Raw genomic sequence first — 18,900 nt, 5'->3', positions numbered from 1 at the left:
CAAATACTCCATATAGTAGACCAGTCGTCTACTTAAAAAGACAAAAAAAATGCCCGCTACCGCAGCAGGCGTTTGGTCATGGTCAGTGCTTTTTCGAAAGATTCGGTGGACTTGTTCACCTTCGCCAGAAGGGAAGCGCCAAGCCAGAGCTGATAGAGGGATTCTGCGAATCCTTCATGATCGCCCTCGGGATGAATGCTGTCGTCGGCGACACCCATGTCGACACAGGCAGTGATGCGTTTGATGATTTTTGCTGTGCCGACCTCGAGCACGCCACGCATGTCTTCAGACAAATCGCAGACTTCCGCCCCCAGCTTGACGACCAGGCACTTGCCTTCGGGAAAGTCGGTGCCCTGGGTTTCTATCCAATAGTTGAAGTAGGCCAGTAACCGCTCGGCGCCGCTTCCGGGGCGTGCCATGAGGGCGTCGACTCGACCCAGGTACTCGGAAAAATACTCTTCCAGCAGCGCCTGACCGAATTCTTCCTTCGATTTGAAGTAGTAATAGAACGAACCTTTGGGTACACCAGCCGTGCTTAACACCTCTGCGAGGCCGACGGCGGTATAGCCTTTGTTCGTCATGAGCGAGCGGGCCACATCAATGATGTGCTGTCGCATGTCCTGAGCTGGTTTCTTCATAATGCCGAGCATCCTAAACGTAAACCGACCAGTCGTCTAGTAAGTTTTTCTGGATATGCTTGCGCAAAAAAACCTCAGCAAATGTATACCGCATAGGCTTTGACTCTATCCCCCCTGGGGGGATACAGTGCCGGTCTGAATTATCCAGACTGGAACTCAAGCCATGAGTGACCACGACCATCCCCACGGCCATACGCACCAGTCCCACGAAGCTGTCATCAAGCGCCTGAAACGGGCCGACGGTCATTTGCGCAGCATCATCACCATGATCGAAGAAGGGCGCGAGTGTGTGGACATCGCCCAGCAGCTGCACGCGGTCGAGAAAGCGGTGTGCCAGGCCAAGCGCACGTTGATTCAGGATCATATCGATCACTGCCTCGAAGACACGCTAGGTTCACTCGCCAAGGGTGAGCGGGCACCGCTGGAAGCCTTCAAGCAAATCACCAAATACCTTTAGGTCTCGCATGCCGAATTTCGTCGAGCTGTTGCAGCAAGGTGGTTCGCATGCCTGGCTGTATTTCCCCAGTGCCATTCTGCTGGGCGCGTTGCACGGGCTGGAGCCCGGGCATTCGAAAACCATGATGGCGGCGTTCATCGTGGCCATTCGTGGCTCCGTGAAACAGGCCGTGATGCTCGGCGTCGCCGCTACCGTCTCGCACACTGCCGTTGTCTGGCTGGTGGCCATCGGCGGGATGTATCTGGGGCAGGGGCTGGACGCTGAAACCACGGAGCCTTATTTTCAGCTCGCGTCGTCTGCCGTGATCATCGCCATCGCGCTGTGGATGCTGTGGCGCACCTGGCGTGGCGAGCAGTTGTATAAGTTCGAAAGTGCCCGGCTCAGTCACGGGCATACAGGCCATGGCCATGAGCACGACATTGACTTCAAAGAGCATGAGCACGGTCACAGCCATGACCACAGCGATCTGGGCGGCTTGAGCCTGAGCGCCGAGGGCTACCAGGATGCCCATGAAAAGGCCCATGCCGACGACATCCGCAAGCGCTTCACCCATCGAGAGGTCAGCAATGGCCAGATCCTGATGTTCGGCTTGACCGGGGGACTTATCCCTTGCCCGGCGGCCATCACCGTGCTGCTGCTGTGCCTGCAGGTGCAGCAGGTCACGCTTGGCGCGATGATGGTGATCTGTTTCAGCGTGGGACTTGCCATCACGTTGGTCACCGTTGGTGCGGCCGCCGCCATCGGTGCGCGAAGAGCCTCGAATCGTTTCCCCTGGCTCACTGCAGCCGCTCGACGCGCACCTTACCTGTCCAGCGTCCTGATTATTTGTGTCGGGATGTATGTAGGAATCAACGGTTGGATCGGCCTGCACTCGTGAGCTGGCCTGACGCTTGGGCGTGGCGGCTGTCACAAAAATAATTTGTGTTTCTTGAAAATATATATTGATTTTTATTGGTGTCGCCCGGCTTTAGCATGAGTGGAACTTGAACAAGTCGCCGGGCAGTGATCACGCCGCCCGGCTTCACACGCCACCAAGAGCTGCAATCGGAGTCCTGATGAGTCTTTCTCCTTTCCACCTTGCAATCCCGGTTTATGACCTGGCCGCGACACGTACCTTTTACGGTGAAGTGTTTGGTCTTTCCGAAGGGCGCTCCAGCGACCAGTGGGTCGACTTCGATTTCTACGGGCATCAGTTGGTGATTCATGAACACCCGAAAACTGCCTCTCAAGAGAGCGTGCACAGCAACCCGGTAGACGGCCACGACGTGCCGGTTCCGCACTTCGGCATCATTCTGGAATGGGCCCAGTGGGAAGCTTTGGCCGAGCGCCTGAAATCCTTCGGCACCGAGTTCGTCATCGAACCCTACATTCGCTTCAAGGGGCAGGTGGGGGAGCAGGCCACCATGTTCCTTTTCGATCCCTGTGGTAATGCGCTTGAGTTCAAGGCGTTCAAGGACATGAGTCAGCTGTTCGCAAAATAGTAAAAGGCCTGGCGCACACCACGTCGCGCCAGGCCTGCTTGAGCAGGCGCAGCGCTAACGAGTCAGAGCGTGGTCGTTAATCAGTTGCACCAGCGCGCTCACCGGTTCGGTCAGGCTGCGGCGAGCGCGATGTACCAGCCCGATATCGCGATGGAACGTATGCGCTTTCAAGTCGACAGAGCGCACACCGGCGTGCCATGTCTGCAGGGTTGCCGTTTCCGGAACCAAGGCTACGCCGACGCCGTTGGCGACCAGTTTGATGATCGCATCCAGTTCATCGAGCTCGCAGACTTCGCGCAGCGAGACATGGGTCTGGCGCAGGAACCGGTCAACCTGTCGGCCACCGAACGACGATCGATCGTAACGAATGAATGGATGAGCCGAAACCAGCTCGGCCCAGTCATCCCCCGGCATGTCGGCAGGCACGATAAGGCGATAGGGCTCACGGACCAGCGTCGTCCAGCGCAAGTCGCTTTGCAGTGAGAAGGGCGGGCGGATGATCGCTGCCATGTCGATCTCGCCAGCGTCCACCTGATTGACCAGATCCATGGAAAGACCGGGTATGACGCGCGTCCTGCACGCGGAGAATTGCTGATGAAACCGAGCGAGCGCTTCCGGCAGAAAGGAGCGTTGCACAGAGGCAATTGCGCCGATGGTCACCAGTACGCTGGCGGGTAGCCCGACCGTAGTAGTGCCCAGGCTGCTGAACTGGCGCACCAGGTCCTGACCTTGCAGCAACACCTGCTGCCCCATGCGGTTGAGCTGGGCTGAACGTCCTTTTCGGTCGAACAGTTCGACGCCCAGTTCTGCTTCAAGGCGCTGCATCTGCGCACTGACAGCGGCCTGGGTGAGCCCGATCTTGCTGCCGGCCGCAGCAAACGTGCCTTCTCTCGCCACGACAATAAACGTTTTCAGTTCTTTGATCATCGGCAAAGAATAATTGTATTTTTACTGAAAGCACATTTGTTTATTTTGTTGTTGCTGCTTATCCCATGTCCTCGGCCACACCCTGATCCTCACCGAGAAACCCGCCGCTCTGGTGCTGCCACAGCCGCGCATAGGTGCCGTTTTTGCCCAGCAGTTCGGCGTGGGTACCTTGTTCGATGATGCGGCCGTCATCCATGACAATCAGCCGGTCCATGGCGGCAATCGTGGACAGGCGGTGAGCGATGGCGATCACCGTCTTGCCCTGCATCATTTCATCGAGGCTTTCCTGGATCGCCACTTCGACTTCCGAGTCCAGCGCACTGGTGGCTTCGTCGAGCAGCAGGATCGGGGCGTTCTTGAGCATCACCCGGGCGATGGCAACGCGTTGGCGCTGGCCGCCCGACAGCTTGATACCGCGCTCACCGACCAGCGTGTCGTAGCCACTATGGCCTTGCTTGTCACTCAGTTGGCTGATGAACCCATCGGCTTGTGCACTGGCTGCGGCGCTGCGGATTTGCTCATCAGTCGCGTCGGGGCGTCCGTAGGCGATGTTGTCGCGAATGGAGCGGTGCAGCAACGAGGTGTCCTGCGTGACCATGCCGATGGCACTGCGCAAGCTGTCTTGAGTGACGTGCGCAATGTCCTGCCCATCAATGCTGATTGACCCCTTGTCCACATCATAAAAGCGCAGCAGCAGGTTGATGAGGGTGGATTTGCCAGCGCCGGAGCGACCCACCAGGCCGATTTTTTTCACCTGGACGAATGCTCAGGCTCAGGGCATCGAGCACCTGGCGTTCGCCGTTGTAATTGAAGCTCACGTTATCGAAGGTGACCGCGCCACCGCGGGTGACCAGAGCCTTCGCATCCGGCGCATCCTCAACCTTGGGACCGCGGGTCAAGGTTTCCATGCCGTCCTGGACGGTGCCGATGTTCTCGAACAACGAGGTCATCTGCCACATGATCCAGTGCGACATGCCATTGATGCGCAACGCCATGGCGGTGATCGCCGCGACCGCACCGGTGCCGATCTGGCCCTGGTGCCACAGCCACAGGGCGTAACCGCCGGCACCCATGATCAGCGCGACCACCAGTGCCTGATTGACGATCTCGAACTGGCTGACCAGGCGCATCTGGGCCAGGCCCGTGAGCTTGAAGTCCTCCATCGCTGCGCGCGCGAAATGCGCTTCACGCTTGGAGTGGGAGAACAGCTTTACCGTGGTGATGTTGGTGTACGCGTCCGAGACACGTCCGGTCATCGAAGAGCGTGCGTTGGCCTGCTCCTGGCCGACCTTGCCCAAGCGTGGCACGAAGTACAGCATGGCCAGGCCGAACAGCATCAGCCAGCCAAGGAAAGGCAGCATCAGTTTCAGGTCGAAGCCGCCGGCCAGGGCGATGATCGCGATGAAGTAGACGCCGATACCGAGGACGATTTCGACGATGGTGAACAGCACCTCGCGCACTGACAGCGCTGTCTGCATCACCTTGGTGGTGACGCGGCCGGAGAACTCATCGGAGAAGAAAGACAGGCTTTGCCGCAACATCAATCGATGGAAGTCCCAACGCAGCCGCAGGGGCAGGTTGATCGCCAATACCTGGTGCTGCACCATTGTGCGCAACGCCACCAGCACGATGCTGCTCAGCAATACCAGGCCAATGCCCCACAGCACGCTACTTTCCTGCGCGGCCGTGTCGCCGCCAGCCTTCCAGGTGGACAGCAGATCCACGACCTGCCCGAGGAAGGAAAACAGCCAGGCTTCGTAAATCGACACACCGGCGCACAGCAGCGCAAACGCAAGGATGTAACCGCGTGCCCCTCGCGTGCAGGCCCACAGAAACCGTGCCAGACCGTCAGGTGGCGGCGGCACCTCGTCAGGCGGGAACGGGTCAAGCCATTTTTCAAACGCGCGAAGCATGGTGTTCTCCAAAAAAATCAGTGCAAAGAGTCTGGCGTCCTCGACGCCTCCCGAACCTCTTCCAGATTGAGCTTCAGGGTCAATTTTTGTCGGCGCCAGTGCCCAGGCTGTCCCACAGCCTCATCACCTGGGTCACTGCGGCGTCCAGTGTGGCATGTGGGACTCCGTCGCGCGCCAGTGTAGACAAGCCCAGAAGAAAACTGTCAAACACGGCCGCGAGCGTTTCCGGTATTACCGTTGCGGGCAACTCGCCTGCCGCAATGGCGCGCTGGATACAGCCCACGATACCTGTGCGGTTCAGATCCCTCGCCCGCGCAAGAGGTTCGGAAATGGCCTTGCTCTCGTCCGAGCAGGCGCTCATCAGCCCTAACGCCACCAGGCACCCTGTCGGATGCCCGGGCTCGCACTGCATTTTCGCTGAACGACGAAGGGTGAGTTCAATCGCGTCTCTGGGCGGCAGGTTCGTATCGAACAGGCTGTCGGTGACCCGGCCGTAGGTGTCGAGGTAACGCTCCATCACTTCATTGAACAGGGCCTGTTTAGAGCCAAACGCTGCGTAGAAGCTCGGTGCCGTGATGCCGCCACCGATGGTTGCCTTGAGCTGGCTGAGGGAGGTTGCGTCGTAGCCGTGCTCCCAAAACAGATGCAGCGCCTGAGTGATCGCTACATCACGGTTAAATGTACGCGGACGCCCCAGCTGTGCCATATCGAGTCTCCTTCGGAATTAATTAAATACTAATCGATACATAAGTCATTGACCACCTGACTTCATCTGCCTATATTTGTACCGATCAGTATATTAGTGAGGGTTTTTCAATGACTACAGATGAGAAGCAGGGCGAAACACTCCCTCTGGGGGCGTTGCTGGCGCTGGCAATGACCGGGTTCATCTGCATCGTCACCGAGACCTTGCCTGCGGGTTTGTTGCCGCAGATCGCCGATGGGCTGGACGTGTCCGCATCGTTTGCCGGGCAGATGGTGACTGTTTATGCGCTGGGTTCATTGCTGGCCGCCATTCCACTGACGATCGCGACGCAAAGCTGGCGGCGCAGAACGGTCTTGCTGGTGACGATTATCGGCTTTCTGGTTTTCAACAGCGTCACCGCGTTGTCATCCAGTTACGGACTGACCCTGATCACAAGGTTTTTCGCTGGCGTCTCGGCGGGTCTGGCCTGGAGCCTCATTGCCGGTTACGCACGGCGCATGGTGGTCCCGCAACTGCAAGGCCGCGCACTGGCCGTGGCGATGGTCGGCACGCCCATTGCCTTGTCACTGGGCGTGCCTCTGGGCACCTGGCTCGGCGGGTTCATGGGCTGGCGCATGGCGTTTGGCTTGATGTCCGGGATGACCGTGCTGTTGATCATTTGGGTGCTGGTCAAGGTGCCGGACTATCCGGGCAAGTCTTCCTCACAGCGCATGGCGTTGCGTCAGGTCTTTTTCACGCCCGGCGTACGCTCGGTGCTGGGCGTGGTCTTCACCTGGATGCTGGCGCATAACCTGCTTTACACCTACGTTGCTCCCTTCGTTTCCGCGGCGGGGCTGGCGAATGATGTGGACCTGGTATTGCTGGCATTCGGTGTCGCCGCGCTGGCAGGCATCTGGGTAACGGGACGGCTGGTTGATCGCCATCTGCGCAAGACAGTACTTGCCAGTCTGGCAACCTTCGCAGCCGTGTCAGTGTTCTTCGGCGTGTTTTCCGGCTCTGCACCGGCCATTTACATCGGCGCTTTTATCTGGGGGCTGACCTTCGGTGGCGCCGCCACGTTGCTGCAAACTGCGCTCGCCGATGCGGCAGGCGAGGGCGCAGACGTGGCGCTTTCGATGAACGTCGTGGTCTGGAACAGCGCCATCGCAGGCGGTGGGTTATTGGGGGGCGTGTTGCTTGGCCAATGGGGTGCGGGATCCTTTCCCTGGGTCTTGTTGATGCTGTTATTGCTGAGCCTGTTGATCGCACTGCGCGCAGGTGCTCATGGTTTTGCACGCGGCAGCCGGCTGGACCGGGAACATGTTTTGGCTGGGTGATCTGATCAAGACCCGGAATATGGACGTCAAGCTGCTTGCTGATGCAGGGGGTTAATTCTATAATTTTGTGAATTAAATAGCTTAATGGAGCTTTATACACATTATGTTGGATTTAAGCTTCAGCAAGCCCGGTGAGATCGTCAAGCGCCTTTGCGAGCGCCTGCGCACAGAGCGACTGGCGCTGAATATGACACAAGCCGACCTCGCCGGGCGTGCCGGCATCGGCACAAACACGGTCTCCAACCTCGAAGCCGGACGCAATGTCGGATTCGAGAACGTCGTTCGGGTGGCTATGGCTCTTGGCCGAACCAAGGAACTCGAAGGCCTGTTTCTGCCAAAGCTGGACAGCATCGAAGACATTCGACGCTACGAAAACAGCGCCAATCGTCTCCGTACAAAGAGGAAGTCCGGTGATGCTTGAGCAGGTTAACGTCTTCTACGAGGGCTGGGGTGAGCGATGGCAGTGGGGCACGCTGGTCTCGACGACCGCTTTGACCGGTCGCCCGCTGATCGTGTTCGAATACAGCAATGAAGCCAGACAAAGGGGCCTGGAACTGTCCTCCTATACGCTGCCCCTGGAGGGGGACAGGTTGCGTCGAGACTTCCCGGACCATCAGCTGTACTTGCCAGGGCCTGTTTACGACTCGTTGCCGGATGGATGGGGCATGTTGTTGATGGACCGTCTTTTCAGGCGCCGCGGGCTCACCACCGCGCGCATCGGCCCTCTGGAGCGGCTGGCCTATATCGGTAGCAGTGCAATGGGCGCCATGTCGTTTGAGCCCGTGGCGCCCGAAGGGCAGGAATCTGACGTCCACATCCCGCTGGAACAGCTCGCCGCCGACGTGAAGCAAGTACTGCATGGAAACGGTGGCGAGTTCCTGCAGGCATTGCTGCTAGTGGGTGGCTCGCCTCAAGGTGCAAGGCCCAAGGCTCTCGTCTATCGCGATCCTGAAACTGGCGGGTTTACCACTGCGGCTACGCCGGGCTTTGAAGCATGGTTGATCAAGTTTCCGGCCAAAGAAGAACATGCAGAAGTGTGCGCCATCGAAATGGTCTACGCCGAGTGCCTGCGCATGTGCGGTATCGAGACCCCTGACACCCAGTACTTCAATCTGCCTGATGGCCTGGCAGCGTTTGCCAGTAAGCGATTTGACCGCCGCGAGGGTCTACGTATACCCATGCAAAGCCTGGCCGCCTTTACGGGGGCAAATTACCAGTCTCCGGGTGTGTTGGACTATGTCAACTTTTTGCGGGCAACACAGATGTGTACCAACGATGTACGAGAGATGGCACGCGCGTTCGAACGTGCCGTTTTTAACGTTGCGTTCAACAACCGAGACGATCATCCCAAGAATTTCGCCTACATCATGTCGCAGGACGGTCAGTGGCGACTGTCGCCGGCTTACGACGTAACCTTCTGCGAGGGGCCAAGCGGATACCATCAGATGGACGTGATGGGAGAGGCGCTGGAGATTTCCCGTGCGCAAATGCTTCGGCTTGCCGAGGAAGCCGAGATGTCCCCGGACGCTGCAACTGGAGTGATTGATGGCATGTGTGATGTAGCGAGCCGGTTTACAGCCATTGCCGAGAACCTGTGCCCGCAGGTTATTACTCGAGACACCCTGCGCATGATCCAAAGCCGCATTGATCAGAACGTAGCCCGGTTACACCACAGTCAGGCCGACGGCGGTCACGGGCGATTCTCATAAACGATGCTGCCGTATGCTTCGAGCGCTCAGGGCCGTGCGCAAGACTTTGAGCATCCGCAAAGTTGCCCTGTCATTACCTTCATCACGGTGTAGCGCGGCTCAAGCCAGCCTAAAAATCGGCGCCCACCAGCGCATCTACCTCCTCACGGCCAGGCGCCGTTGCCGGCCCCCGGCGGGTGACCGCGATTGCTGCTGCCGCATTGGCGCGCAGCGCTGCGCGGTCGACATCGCTGCCCCTGGCCAACTCGGCCAGCAGCACACCGGCATGAGCGTCGCCGGCTCCATTGGTGTCGAGTGCCGTGACGGCAAAGCCGGGTATGAGCCGCGTCTGTCCAGCATGGTGGATCCAGCAGCCTGCGGGGCCGTCACGCATCACTATGAGCGCATCTTCGCGCAGAATGGACGCCAGGCGGTGGATCGCGTCGTCGGGCGTCCGGGTTTGCGTGAAGCGCAGGGCTTCTTCGCGGTTGCTGGACCATAAGCTGATCAGGGGAAGTACGGCGCGCATCTCGACGCCATGAAGCGCATCAACCAGTGGGCCTGGGTCGAATACCACGGCAGTGCCGCTGGGCATTCCGCCCAGCCAGGCGAGCAGGGCTGTGACCTTGTTTTTGTGGGCCAGGCTGTAGCCGCTGACAAATACGTAATCTTCGGCGCTGACCTGCACGCCATGCAGATCCTCGGCAGATAAGCCACCTTCAGCGCCCACATAGGAGATGAACGAGCGCTCGGCCGAGGCTTCCACCAGGGCAACGGCCAGGCCGGTGTCCTCACCGGAAACGGGCATCGTAGAAATTTCCACGCCTTCGTCGCGCATAGCCTGGCGAGCAATGTCGCCGAAGCGGCCCTGGCCATGGCGACCCAGGTAAACGGTGCGCAAGCCATTGCGGCAGGCAGCGGCCATGACATTGAAGCCGCCTCCGGCCTCGAACGTGGCGCTGGTGGCCAGCACATCTCCGCCCGACGGCGGCAGGCGGTCGATGGCCATGACCAGGTCAACTACGACCTGGCCGGTGTAGAACAATTTAGCGGGCATGGGCAGCCTCTTCGGTAACGACACGGCGATCACGCGCCCCGCCGAGCAGCGCATACAGGCCACCGGCGACAATGAAGGTCACGATCCAGCCCAGGCCGTTATGACCCAGCCAGGAATCGGCGAGGAAGCCTTTGAACAGCACATGCTCCGGGGTGGTGGCCACGGTGGTGAAGCTGAAGCCAAGCACGATTGCTAATGCCCACGAGCCCAGCGCGCGCCATTCGACGCCGCCGCGATACCAGTAAGCGCTGCGTGGGGTCTGGTCCAGCAGGTCTTTTGGGGAGTAGATGTGGCGGTGCAGCAGGTCGACGACAAAGATGCCGACCCACGCGGTAATGGGCACTGCCAACATCGAGATGAACGTAATGAAGGGGCCGTAGAAGCTGTCGGCGATCAACATGAAATAGATCGAACCGGCAAAGATCGCGATGATATCGACGATGACTGCGTGTACTCGCTTGACCTTCAGGCCGAGGGTCAGGGTGGTCAGGCCGGCCGAGTAGACCGACAGGTTGTTGGACAACAGCAGGCCGCCGAACGCAGTGATCAGATAGGGCACGGCCATCCAGGTGGGCAACATTTCGCGAATGGCGATGATCGGGTCGGTGGCTGACGCCAGATGATCGTTGCCCACCGACAACAGGCCGCCAAGAGTGATCAGCAAGACCAAGGGGATCCCTGCGCCAAACGCCGCCGAGGCCACCAGGCGAGTGGCCTTGACGCTGGCGTGCTGATAGCGGGACATGTCGGCGCCCGCATTGGCCCAACCGATACCGGTGCCTGCGGCCATGGTGCCAACGCCAATAATCATGGCACTCAGTGGCGCTGCTGGCGCGTCGAAGACCAGGCTCCAATCGATGTGGGTGAGTAGAAAGCCACCGACCACCAGGTTCAGCGCGCCAAACAGGTAAGTCGCCCATTTCTGGATGACCAGCAAGGTGGCATGGCCCAGGCCCGAGACGGTCAGGGTCAGCAGCACGAACAAGGCAATGAACACCAGGGTCAGGCCAGGCGAGTTTTTCGCCTCCACGGGGGTGCCGAAAAGGATCGCGAACAGTGACAGCAGGACGAACGCGGCGGTGGTGGTGTTGACCGTTTCCCAGCCCAGACGCGACATCAGCGAAACCAGCGTAGGCCCGATATTGCCTCGTACCCCGAAGATGGCCCGGGACAGCGTCAGGCTCGGTGCCCGCCCGCGGCGCCCGGCAATGGAGATCACGCCCACCACGGCGAACGAGCCGGCGGCACCGAGGATGGCGACGATAATTGCCTGCCAGATGGCCAGCCCCTGGAACGCTACCAGGGTGGCACCAAGCGGCAAGCCGAGGATGCTGATATTGGCGGCGAACCAGACCCAGAACAACTGCAGCGGGTGGCCGTTGCACTCGTTTTCAGGAACCGGCTCGATACCGCGGGTTTCCAGCTGACCCGCACCTTGAGAGGGGGACGATGTAGTCATTTGCGTTGCTCCTATTGCCTTTTATTGTGGTTGTGGCAGTACGTCAGCAGGTGCAATCCAGTGCAAATTGGCTTTCCGAAATCGGGTCAGCCTGATCGCCGCCCGGAAGGCTGAGGGCGAAAGTGATCTCGTTCACAGTGGACGAGCACAGCCCGGTCCATCATCCGGCGCGCAGGGCCAGCAGTTGTTCGACCAAAGGCGCGAGGTCGAGCGCGTTGACCGCATCGATTTGCTCGATCAGCGCCGCCGGCCAGGCGTGCATGCCGTTGCAGGCGCCCAGCATGGCACCGAGAATGGCGGCAATCGTGTCGGTGTCGCCGCCCAGGCTGGCCGCCATGCACACCGCATCGAACGGACTGAGCTGGCTGCTTGCCACGCGGTGGGCGAGGGTGAAGGCAGCGACCACTGATTCCTGTGAGGCGACCGAGGTGCCAATCACATCGTGCACCCGGTCGGCCAGCTGTTCGTCTGTGCAGTCAGCGCACAGTGCCTTGGCCCATTGAATGCGCGCGGCGATACGCCCACCCGCAACCCAATGGCCATGGCGTTCGGCACTCAGGGCTACCTCGGCGCCTGTCTCCAGCGCTTCGGCCAGGGGCGCGCCATTGATCCCGGCGGACACCACGGCCGCGACCGCCGCCGCGCTGGAGATGCCCAGCGTGGTGTTATGGGTCACCTGACAGGCTTGCACCACCAGCGCCATGAAGGCCTCGCGGTTGCTCACGTCGGCCGCGATGCCTACCGGGGTGATACGCATTGCCGCGCCATTGGTGGTGCCGAAGCGGCCAGCCTCTTCAGGGCTGTGGCCGTCAAGGATCATTTCAATCGCGCGCTTGGTCGAAGGCCCCAGCAGGTCGTAGGAGCCCTTGGCTTTCATCGCGGCTTCCCACTCGATCAGGCTGTGGGCCAATGCTGTCGGGTCAATGCTGCCGCCGCCAGCCACCAGCAACTGTGCCACCAGGATGGCCTGCTCGGTGTCATCGGTGATGGCGCCGGCCGGCATGTTGGGTGCGATCGGCTGGTCGGCATCGGCGCCGATCAGCGTAGTGATACGGCCATAGCGTTGCAGGATCAACGCGCGCGGCAGCGACTGCGTCGGCATGCCCAAGGCGTCGCCCAGGGCCAGGCCATAAAAGGCGCCCAGGCCTCGGTCTTGCAGAAATGTTGCGCTCATGTGGACGATCCGAAGGCGAGATGAAGGCGAAAATGCACGGGGTCCAACAGGCTCTCCACGTGCTCCATAAAACGTTCACGGCGGTCAAAGGTCGTGCGCACGGCCTTGAGAAACACCGTGCCGGGCTCGCGTGCCAGCAGCGCGGCGTCATCACGGTTCAAGGGGCCTGCGCCGATCCACTGGTCACCCTTGTCGCCAATGAAGCCGTGCGCGGCCATGGTCACCGTCAGTGACTGTTCCAGCAGGCCGTTTTGCGGCAGGTTTTCCAAGCCATCGACCGCCGGAATCAAGGCGCGCTCCAGGGAAACGATACTGCCGTCGGCGGCGATACGTCGGCGGTCCAGAGCCACCAGACTGGAAGTGCCCAGGCACACTTCCATGTCGGGGCGTTGCACCGCCACCAGGCGCAGGATTTCCGTACGCACGCCAGCACCCGTATCGGCCAGGGCCTGGGCCCAGCCGGCACGCTGGTCCAGGCTGAAGCCGTCGTAGGTGACGATCGAGCCCACGCCGGTCTGCGTGGCAATGAAGTTACGCCGCTTGAGCTCGGACAACGCCTCGCGCAGCGTGCCGCGGCTGACGTTGAATTCCTGGGCCAGGAGATTTTCCCCGGGAAGCAGGGCACCCGAGCTCATCTGGCCGCTTTCGATACGGCGGATCAGCTCATTGATCACCTGGGTTTTCTTGTCGAATCGAACCTGTCTAGTCATGTACATTTTATAGTGGCATGTTGGATCGGAATGCAAGCTGTTTTTGCATGCCACATTGTCATGCGACGTACCGTGCTTAAGGGATTGGTCTCATCGTCTGCGCACATCATGCTCGCAGTTCGACAAGTCACCTTGCAGGTCACGCCTGCAAGGTTTTTGAAGCGAGCCTTGCGCTCACCCACCCTCCAGTGCCAGCCAGGGCAGTCCGATGTGGGTCAAGGCTTTGGCAATAGGAGGGCTTTTTCGATTATTTTCCAGCCTGCAACCCGATCACCCGGCCAAGGAATTTGGGCCTCGGCAGCTCCGACTGCCCAGCGCTTATAGCGTCAAGTCTTTCCTTTGTTGCCTCGGTAAACAGCGTTGCATGCGGGCCGGCAAGGTCTACGTGCACCAGCATCTGCTCATTGCCGGCCAGCTCCATGTCATCACCTGCCAAATGCAGGCTGTGATAGAGATGCAGGCGCTTGGCGTCGTAGGCGATCAGTTGGGTATGCACCTCGACCGCGGCGCCGAGTTTCACTTCGTGCAGGTAATTGAGGTGCAGTTCCAGGGTGAACAGCGAGTGGCCGCTGGCTTCGCGGTTATCGCTATCCAGTCCGATGGCGTCCATCAGCCCGTCAGTGGCGTAGCTGAAGATCAGCAGGTAGAACGCGTCACGAAGGTGGCCGTTGTAGTCGACCCAGTCGGATTGGACTCGGGTGGTGTAGGTGGTCAGTGCAGGCATGTCGGGGGATTCCGGGTCATTACTGATCAAAATGAGGGCGCTGGCGTGCTTTGCAGGAGGATGGAAGAATCACCGCCACCCATCAAAGGCAAGCCAGCTACCGTAGGTTCATTCCGCGAAGCTCATGCCATGCCTGGCCTTGGTAGTCTTTACCGCCCCCAGCACGGCGAGCAAGCAATCGTCACGGTAGCGCTCCAATGCCGAGATACTGTGTTTACCCAGCTGGTCAGTGGTGCCGTCGACCACATCGTCGATCAGTTTTTCGGTCAGTTCCGGTGCCGGCAGGTAGCTCCACGGCAACTGCAATGCCGGGCCGAACTGCGTCATGAAGTGGCGCATGCCTGCATCGCCACCCGCCAGTGTGTAGGTGAGAAAGGTGCCCATGAACGACCAGCGCAGCCCTGCGCCGAAGCGAATCGCATCATCGATTTCGCCGGTGGTCGCCACGCCGTCATTGACCAGGTGCAGCGCCTCGCGCCATAGCGCTTCGAGCAAGCGGTCAGCGATAAAACCGGGGACTTCCTTGCGCACGTGCAGCGGGCGCATACCGAGGGATTCATAGACCTTGATTGCCGCCTGTATGGCCGCCGGAGCAGTATTTTTGCCGCCCACCACTTCGACCAACGGCAGTAGGTACACCGGATTGAACGGGTGACCGACCACGCAGCGTTCCGGGTGCGCGGAGCTTTCGTAGACGTCACTTGGCAACAGGCCTGACGTACTCGAGCCAATTAACACATTCGGCCTGACCGCCGCGCTGATCCTGCTGTGCAGATCCAGTTTCAGTTCCAGGCGTTCCGGGGCGCTTTCCTGAATGAAGTCGGCGTCTCTCACACATTCTTCGACAGTGGCCACAAAACGCAGGCGGTTCTGGGAGGCACCGGGTACCAGGCCCTGTCGTTCCAGCGCCCCCCAGCACTTGGCGACACGGTTACGCAGCGCTGCTTCGGCGCCGGGCGCGGGGTCCCAGGCAACCACATCCAGGCCATGGGCGAGGGCGCGGGATACCCAGCCACTGCCGATGACGCCGCTGCCGAGAGCGGCGAAAGTTTTGATTTCAGTGATAAAGCTCATGGCGACGTTCCTGAAGAGTGCGGTGATTTATGTCTCGGAGGCATTAGCCGCGCTTGGTAAGGCCCATCTTGGTGCGGCCTTCTGCCGGGCTCATGACTCGCGCGCCCAGACGGCTGAGAATTTCACTGGCGCGCTCCACCAGTTGGCCGTTGGTGGCGAGCACGCCCTTGTCCAGCCACAGGTTGTCCTCCAGACCGACCCGGACGTTGCCGCCCAGCAACACCGCTTGCGCGGCCATCGGCATCTGCATGCGGCCGATGCCAAAGCCAGCCCACACTGCGTCAGCTGGCAGGTTATCGACCATGGCTTTCATGGTGGTGGTGTCGGCTGGTGCGCCCCATGGGATGCCCAGGCACAGCTGGAACAGCGGGTTATCGAGCAGTCCTTCCTTGATCATCTGTTTGGCGAACCACAGGTGGCCGGTGTCGAAAATTTCCAGCTCGGCCTTTACGCCCAGCGCCTGGATACGTTTGGCGCCGGCACGCAGTTGCGATGGGGTGGACACATAAATAGCGTCGCCGTCGCCAAAGTTCAGGGTGCCGCAGTCGAGGGTGCAGATTTCCGGCAGCAGTTCCTCGACATGGGCCAGACGTGTCAGCGGGCCGACCAGATCGGTATTGGGACCAAACTCCATCGGGTGCTCACCGTCGCCAATCTCCAGATCGCCACCCATGCCAGCGGTGAGGTTGACGATGATGTCGATGTCGGCGTCCCGAATACGCTCCATCACTTCGCGGTACAGCGCCACGTCGCGGCTGAATTTTCCGGTGTGCGGGTCGCGCACATGACAGTGCACCACGGTGGCACCGGCCTTGGCCGCCTCAACCGCGGCGGCCGCGATTTGCTTGGGCGTGACCGGTACGTGAGGGCTTCGGGCGGTCGTGTCGCCAGCACCGGTGAGTGCGCAGGTGATGATGACGTCGTGGTTCATGGGGGGCTCCTTACAGGCGTGAGGACGCCGTTCGCGACCACGGATGCTCGCGAAACGGCCGTTCAAAATCGGGTTATTTGCTGCTCGATTGAAGGTTTGCCGCAGCCGGTTTGCCGTCGAAGGTGGTGACGCCTTCCAGCCAGCGCGCCTGGTCTTGCGGATGGTCTTTGAGCCATTGTCTGGCGGACTCGAGAGCATCCTTGTGATCCAGTAGCGGCTGCATCATCCGGCTCTCGTCGGCGGCGGTGAACGTCAGGTTAGTCAGCAATTTGTGCACGTTGGGGCACTGTTCGGCATAAGTCGGCGAAGTGACCGTCCACACAGTGGCCATGCCCTCGTTCGGGCCCAGGGCGTCGTCGCTGCCATTGAGGTAAGTCATCGCCACGTTGACGTTCATCGGGTGCGGCGTCCAGCCGAAAAACACCACGGCTTCCTTGCGGCGGACGGCGCGGTCTACGGCGGCGAGCATGCCGGCTTCGCTGGACTCCACCAGCTGGAATTTGCCCAGACCGAACTGGTTTTTGGCGATCATCGCCTTGATCTGGGTATTGGCGCCTGAACCAGGCTCGATGCCGTAGATTTTGCCGCCCAGTTCCTTCTCGAACCTGGCGATATCGGCAAAGGACTTTAGGCCCTTGTCCGCCAGGTAAGTCGGCACGGCGAGGGTGGCGCGAGCGTCTTCCAGGCTCGGTTTGTCGAGCACTTTGACTTTCCGGGCCTCGACAAACGGCATAATGGTCTGGGTCATCAACGGGTTCCAGTAACCCAGAAAGAGATCCAGGCGCTGGTCGCGGATGCCGGCGAAAATGATCTGCTGGGACGCGCTGGTCTGTTTGGTCTTGTAACCGAGGCCGTCGAGCAACACTTGGGTCATGGCGCTGGTTGCGATCACGTCGGTCCAGTTCACCACACCCATGCGCACGTTCTGGCATGAAGCGGCATCAACTGCCATTACATTGCTGCTCAAGAGAGCGCTGGCGCCAAGTGCAAGCACGCTGCAGCCAATCAGTCGGTTCATGGTGGGGCCCTCGGCAGATCGTTATTGTGGGGTGCCGGCGTCTTTGTGCACCGTGGAAGCAAATTACCCTGCCTGGAGGGCGGCCAAGCGCACTGCAGCGACCCGCTTTTGCACTGCGGCGACCTGCCCCTTGAATGCGCCCATGAACGGGAGTATCAACGTGCCACGCTGCAGGTCCGAGGAGAGCGTTACCATGGCCCAGGATTTCTATTTTTTGCTGATGCCGGGGTTCTCGGCCATCGGCTTTATCTCCGCGCTGGAGCCCTTGCGGGTGGCCAACCGCTTTGGTGGCGAGCTGTACCGCTGGCACGTCCTGAGCGCCGATGGCGGCGCGGTACAGGCGAGCAACGGCATGTCGGTCAACGCCGACGCGGCGCTGGAGTCGCTGAAAAAAGGCACGACCCTGCTGGTGGTGGCCGGCTTTGAACCGCTGCAGTTCGCGACCCCGGCCCTGCAGCAATGGCTGCGGCGCCTTGATCATGACGGCGTGACCCTGGGCGCTATCGACACAGGCGCCTGCGTGCTCGCAGAAACCGGCTTGCTCGACGGCTATCGCCTGACTTTGCATTGGGAAGCCATTGAAGCGTTCAAGGAGTCCTACCCACAGCTCACCGTGACCCAGGAACTGTTCGAGATCGACCGCCGCCGCATCACCTGCGCAGGGGGCACAGCGTCCATCGACCTGATGCTCGACCTGATCGCCCAGGCGCACGGCCCCGAATTGGCGATTCAAGTGTCCGAACAATTCGTACTGGGCCGCATCCGCACACGCAGGGACCACCAACGCATGCAGATCGCTACGCGCTACGGCATCGCCAACAAGAAATTGGTGCACGTGATCGGAGAGATGGAGCAGCAGACCGAACGCCCCCTCAGCACGCTGGCCCTGGCCGAAGCGATCAACGTCACCCGGCGCCAGTTGGAACGCTTGTTTCGCCTGCACCTGAACGACACGCCGAGCAACTTCTATCTGGGCCTGCGCCTGGAGAAAGCCCGGCAACTGCTGCGGCAAAGCGGTCTGAGTGTGCTGGAAGTAAGCATCGCCTGCGGGTTCGAATCGCCGTCGTATTTCACCCGCAGCTATCGAGCGCGGTTTGCAAAATGCCCGAGGGAGGATCGGCGACGGGAGGGGATTTGAGTGTTGTTTTCAGGGGGCGGGATTGGGCTTTGCGTAGGCGGGTTTTGGTGTTGGTTATAGCTGTAATCTCCGGCTGGTGTTGGTAGCAGTAGAAACAGGAGCGCCGATTTGAGTGATTATGTTTGCGCGTTTAGCGGGCGGTCTGTAGAGGTGTAGGCGATGGGGAGATAATTCGTTTAGAGGCTATCCGGATTTCTCCAAAAACATTTTTACTGGGCTCTGGGCCGGTGGTTTCAGTTTGAAAAAATCTTTATATGCCCTCAATTTTTCCCCCAGTCAGACGGCATATATGAACGATCATGAATGGCGATTCAAGATACGGTCTGAGATCTTCCAGGTTGTGTGGGAGCTTCTGATGAAAGACAATGCCGAAATAAGTCGTCACACGGGTGAAGCACATATGTAGGACCCGCTCGAACAGCGTCTGCTTTGCTTCGACGAGCTCGTCCAGCCCGATGAGGAACACCGCATCGAACTAGAGCACTTTGA

18 protein-coding genes and 1 pseudogene are annotated in these 18,900 nt (G+C 60.1%); 7 read left to right on the top strand and 12 right to left on the bottom strand.

Annotated features, from left to right (window positions below; translation table 11 throughout):
* Nucleotides 1–56: 56 nt before the first annotated feature.
* Nucleotides 57–638, bottom strand: a complete 582-nt coding sequence (locus tag KUIN1_RS14865) for a TetR/AcrR family transcriptional regulator (protein WP_011268097.1) — start codon at nt 636–638, stop codon at nt 57–59.
* A 163-nt stretch (nt 639–801) separates the two neighbouring features.
* Between KUIN1_RS14865 and KUIN1_RS14860 the strand changes: the two genes are divergently transcribed.
* The 3 genes from KUIN1_RS14860 to KUIN1_RS14850 all read left to right on the top strand — a co-directional run bounded on the left by KUIN1_RS14860 (nt 802) and on the right by KUIN1_RS14850 (nt 2,576).
* Nucleotides 802–1,095 carry a metal-sensing transcriptional repressor gene (locus KUIN1_RS14860; protein WP_011268096.1) on the top strand — a complete coding sequence of 98 codons (294 nt, stop codon included), beginning with the start codon at nt 802–804 and terminating at the stop codon, nt 1,093–1,095.
* 7 nt (nt 1,096–1,102) lie between these two features.
* Nucleotides 1,103–1,972, top strand: a complete 870-nt coding sequence (locus KUIN1_RS14855; RefSeq protein WP_011268095.1) for a nickel/cobalt efflux protein RcnA — start codon at nt 1,103–1,105, stop codon at nt 1,970–1,972.
* A gap of 178 nt (nt 1,973–2,150) precedes the next feature.
* A complete protein-coding gene (locus tag KUIN1_RS14850) occupies nt 2,151–2,576 on the top strand; it encodes a VOC family protein (protein WP_011268094.1) in 426 nt (141 codons plus the stop codon).
* Between the two features lie 54 nt (nt 2,577–2,630).
* Here KUIN1_RS14850 and KUIN1_RS14845 read toward each other — a convergent pair whose 3' ends face one another.
* The 3 genes and pseudogenes from KUIN1_RS14845 to KUIN1_RS14835 form a co-directional block, all read right to left on the bottom strand.
* Nucleotides 2,631–3,503 (bottom strand): LysR family transcriptional regulator, encoded by an 873-nt coding sequence (locus KUIN1_RS14845; RefSeq protein WP_152092090.1) that lies wholly within the window; start codon nt 3,501–3,503, stop codon nt 2,631–2,633.
* A 58-nt stretch (nt 3,504–3,561) separates the two neighbouring features.
* Nucleotides 3,562–5,416: pseudogene (locus KUIN1_RS14840) on the bottom strand (ABC transporter ATP-binding protein).
* Between the two features lie 79 nt (nt 5,417–5,495).
* Entirely contained in the window at nt 5,496–6,122 is a 627-nt protein-coding gene (locus KUIN1_RS14835) for a TetR/AcrR family transcriptional regulator (protein ID WP_103753875.1), read from the bottom strand.
* Between the two features lie 110 nt (nt 6,123–6,232).
* On the opposite strand from KUIN1_RS14835, the gene KUIN1_RS14830 reads away from it, so the two are divergent.
* The 3 genes from KUIN1_RS14830 (at nt 6,233) to KUIN1_RS14820 (ending at nt 9,147) form a co-directional block, all read left to right on the top strand.
* Nucleotides 6,233–7,438, top strand: a complete 1,206-nt coding sequence (locus tag KUIN1_RS14830; protein WP_003400811.1) for an MFS transporter — start codon at nt 6,233–6,235, stop codon at nt 7,436–7,438.
* 103 nt (nt 7,439–7,541) lie between these two features.
* On the top strand, nt 7,542–7,859 hold the full coding sequence (locus KUIN1_RS14825) for a helix-turn-helix domain-containing protein (protein WP_024651118.1): 318 nt from the start codon (nt 7,542–7,544) through the stop codon (nt 7,857–7,859).
* Nucleotides 7,852–9,147 carry a type II toxin-antitoxin system HipA family toxin gene (locus KUIN1_RS14820; RefSeq protein WP_103753874.1) on the top strand — a complete coding sequence of 432 codons (1,296 nt, stop codon included), beginning with the start codon at nt 7,852–7,854 and terminating at the stop codon, nt 9,145–9,147. Before KUIN1_RS14825 ends, KUIN1_RS14820 begins: the two co-directional genes overlap by 8 nt.
* A gap of 109 nt (nt 9,148–9,256) precedes the next feature.
* Here KUIN1_RS14820 and KUIN1_RS14815 read toward each other — a convergent pair whose 3' ends face one another.
* The 8 genes from KUIN1_RS14815 to KUIN1_RS14780 form a co-directional block, all read right to left on the bottom strand.
* The gene (locus KUIN1_RS14815; protein WP_103713927.1) at nt 9,257–10,183 is read right to left on the bottom strand and encodes a PfkB family carbohydrate kinase; all 927 of its coding nucleotides are present in this window, start codon (nt 10,181–10,183) and stop codon (nt 9,257–9,259) included.
* Nucleotides 10,173–11,642, bottom strand: a complete 1,470-nt coding sequence (locus tag KUIN1_RS14810; RefSeq protein WP_096126506.1) for a purine-cytosine permease family protein — start codon at nt 11,640–11,642, stop codon at nt 10,173–10,175. The genes KUIN1_RS14815 and KUIN1_RS14810 overlap by 11 nt, the downstream gene beginning before the upstream one ends.
* Before the next feature lie 160 nt (nt 11,643–11,802).
* On the bottom strand, nt 11,803–12,816 hold the full coding sequence (locus KUIN1_RS14805; protein ID WP_003400821.1) for an ADP-ribosylglycohydrolase family protein: 1,014 nt from the start codon (nt 12,814–12,816) through the stop codon (nt 11,803–11,805).
* A complete protein-coding gene (locus KUIN1_RS14800; RefSeq protein WP_024660041.1) occupies nt 12,813–13,532 on the bottom strand; it encodes a GntR family transcriptional regulator in 720 nt (239 codons plus the stop codon). Before KUIN1_RS14800 ends, KUIN1_RS14805 begins: the two co-directional genes overlap by 4 nt.
* A gap of 241 nt (nt 13,533–13,773) precedes the next feature.
* Entirely contained in the window at nt 13,774–14,250 is a 477-nt protein-coding gene (locus tag KUIN1_RS14795) for a thioesterase family protein (RefSeq protein WP_024660042.1), read from the bottom strand.
* 108 nt (nt 14,251–14,358) lie between these two features.
* Nucleotides 14,359–15,324, bottom strand: a complete 966-nt coding sequence (locus KUIN1_RS14790) for an L-carnitine dehydrogenase (RefSeq protein ID WP_116886637.1) — start codon at nt 15,322–15,324, stop codon at nt 14,359–14,361.
* A 43-nt stretch (nt 15,325–15,367) separates the two neighbouring features.
* Nucleotides 15,368–16,255, bottom strand: coding sequence for a 3-keto-5-aminohexanoate cleavage protein (locus tag KUIN1_RS14785; RefSeq protein ID WP_103753868.1), 888 nt, complete (start codon nt 16,253–16,255; stop codon nt 15,368–15,370).
* Nucleotides 16,256–16,328: 73 nt separating this feature from the next.
* Nucleotides 16,329–17,273 (bottom strand): choline ABC transporter substrate-binding protein, encoded by a 945-nt coding sequence (locus KUIN1_RS14780; protein WP_116886638.1) that lies wholly within the window; start codon nt 17,271–17,273, stop codon nt 16,329–16,331.
* 193 nt (nt 17,274–17,466) lie between these two features.
* On the opposite strand from KUIN1_RS14780, the gene KUIN1_RS14775 reads away from it, so the two are divergent.
* Nucleotides 17,467–18,411 (top strand): GlxA family transcriptional regulator, encoded by a 945-nt coding sequence (locus KUIN1_RS14775; RefSeq protein WP_162885967.1) that lies wholly within the window; start codon nt 17,467–17,469, stop codon nt 18,409–18,411.
* Nucleotides 18,412–18,900 lie beyond the last annotated feature (489 nt).

The sequence above is a fragment of the Pseudomonas sp. KUIN-1 genome (genome assembly GCF_009176725.1).
In the GTDB taxonomy this organism is placed as follows: Bacteria; Pseudomonadota; Gammaproteobacteria; order Pseudomonadales; family Pseudomonadaceae; genus Aquipseudomonas; species Aquipseudomonas fragariae.
This window is presented reverse-complemented; position numbering and strand designations above follow the sequence as displayed.

Bases quoted from the DNA above. Each gene is read 5' to 3' on its own strand.
- KUIN1_RS14865 (WP_011268097.1), bottom strand. From the start codon at position 638: ATGAAGAAACCAGCTCAGGACATGCGACAGCACATCATTGATGTGGCC.
- KUIN1_RS14860 (WP_011268096.1), top strand. From the start codon at position 802: ATGAGTGACCACGACCATCCCCACGGCCATACGCACCAGTCCCACGAA.
- KUIN1_RS14855 (WP_011268095.1), top strand. From the start codon at position 1,103: ATGCCGAATTTCGTCGAGCTGTTGCAGCAAGGTGGTTCGCATGCCTGG.
- KUIN1_RS14850 (WP_011268094.1), top strand. From the start codon at position 2,151: ATGAGTCTTTCTCCTTTCCACCTTGCAATCCCGGTTTATGACCTGGCC.
- KUIN1_RS14845 (WP_152092090.1), bottom strand. From the start codon at position 3,503: ATGATCAAAGAACTGAAAACGTTTATTGTCGTGGCGAGAGAAGGCACG.
- KUIN1_RS14835 (WP_103753875.1), bottom strand. From the start codon at position 6,122: ATGGCACAGCTGGGGCGTCCGCGTACATTTAACCGTGATGTAGCGATC.
- KUIN1_RS14830 (WP_003400811.1), top strand. From the start codon at position 6,233: ATGACTACAGATGAGAAGCAGGGCGAAACACTCCCTCTGGGGGCGTTG.
- KUIN1_RS14825 (WP_024651118.1), top strand. From the start codon at position 7,542: ATGTTGGATTTAAGCTTCAGCAAGCCCGGTGAGATCGTCAAGCGCCTT.
- KUIN1_RS14820 (WP_103753874.1), top strand. From the start codon at position 7,852: ATGCTTGAGCAGGTTAACGTCTTCTACGAGGGCTGGGGTGAGCGATGG.
- KUIN1_RS14815 (WP_103713927.1), bottom strand. From the start codon at position 10,183: ATGCCCGCTAAATTGTTCTACACCGGCCAGGTCGTAGTTGACCTGGTC.
- KUIN1_RS14810 (WP_096126506.1), bottom strand. From the start codon at position 11,642: ATGACTACATCGTCCCCCTCTCAAGGTGCGGGTCAGCTGGAAACCCGC.
- KUIN1_RS14805 (WP_003400821.1), bottom strand. From the start codon at position 12,816: ATGAGCGCAACATTTCTGCAAGACCGAGGCCTGGGCGCCTTTTATGGC.
- KUIN1_RS14800 (WP_024660041.1), bottom strand. From the start codon at position 13,532: ATGTACATGACTAGACAGGTTCGATTCGACAAGAAAACCCAGGTGATC.
- KUIN1_RS14795 (WP_024660042.1), bottom strand. From the start codon at position 14,250: ATGCCTGCACTGACCACCTACACCACCCGAGTCCAATCCGACTGGGTC.
- KUIN1_RS14790 (WP_116886637.1), bottom strand. From the start codon at position 15,324: ATGAGCTTTATCACTGAAATCAAAACTTTCGCCGCTCTCGGCAGCGGC.
- KUIN1_RS14785 (WP_103753868.1), bottom strand. From the start codon at position 16,255: ATGAACCACGACGTCATCATCACCTGCGCACTCACCGGTGCTGGCGAC.
- KUIN1_RS14780 (WP_116886638.1), bottom strand. From the start codon at position 17,273: ATGAACCGACTGATTGGCTGCAGCGTGCTTGCACTTGGCGCCAGCGCT.
- KUIN1_RS14775 (WP_162885967.1), top strand. From the start codon at position 17,467: ATGGCCCAGGATTTCTATTTTTTGCTGATGCCGGGGTTCTCGGCCATC.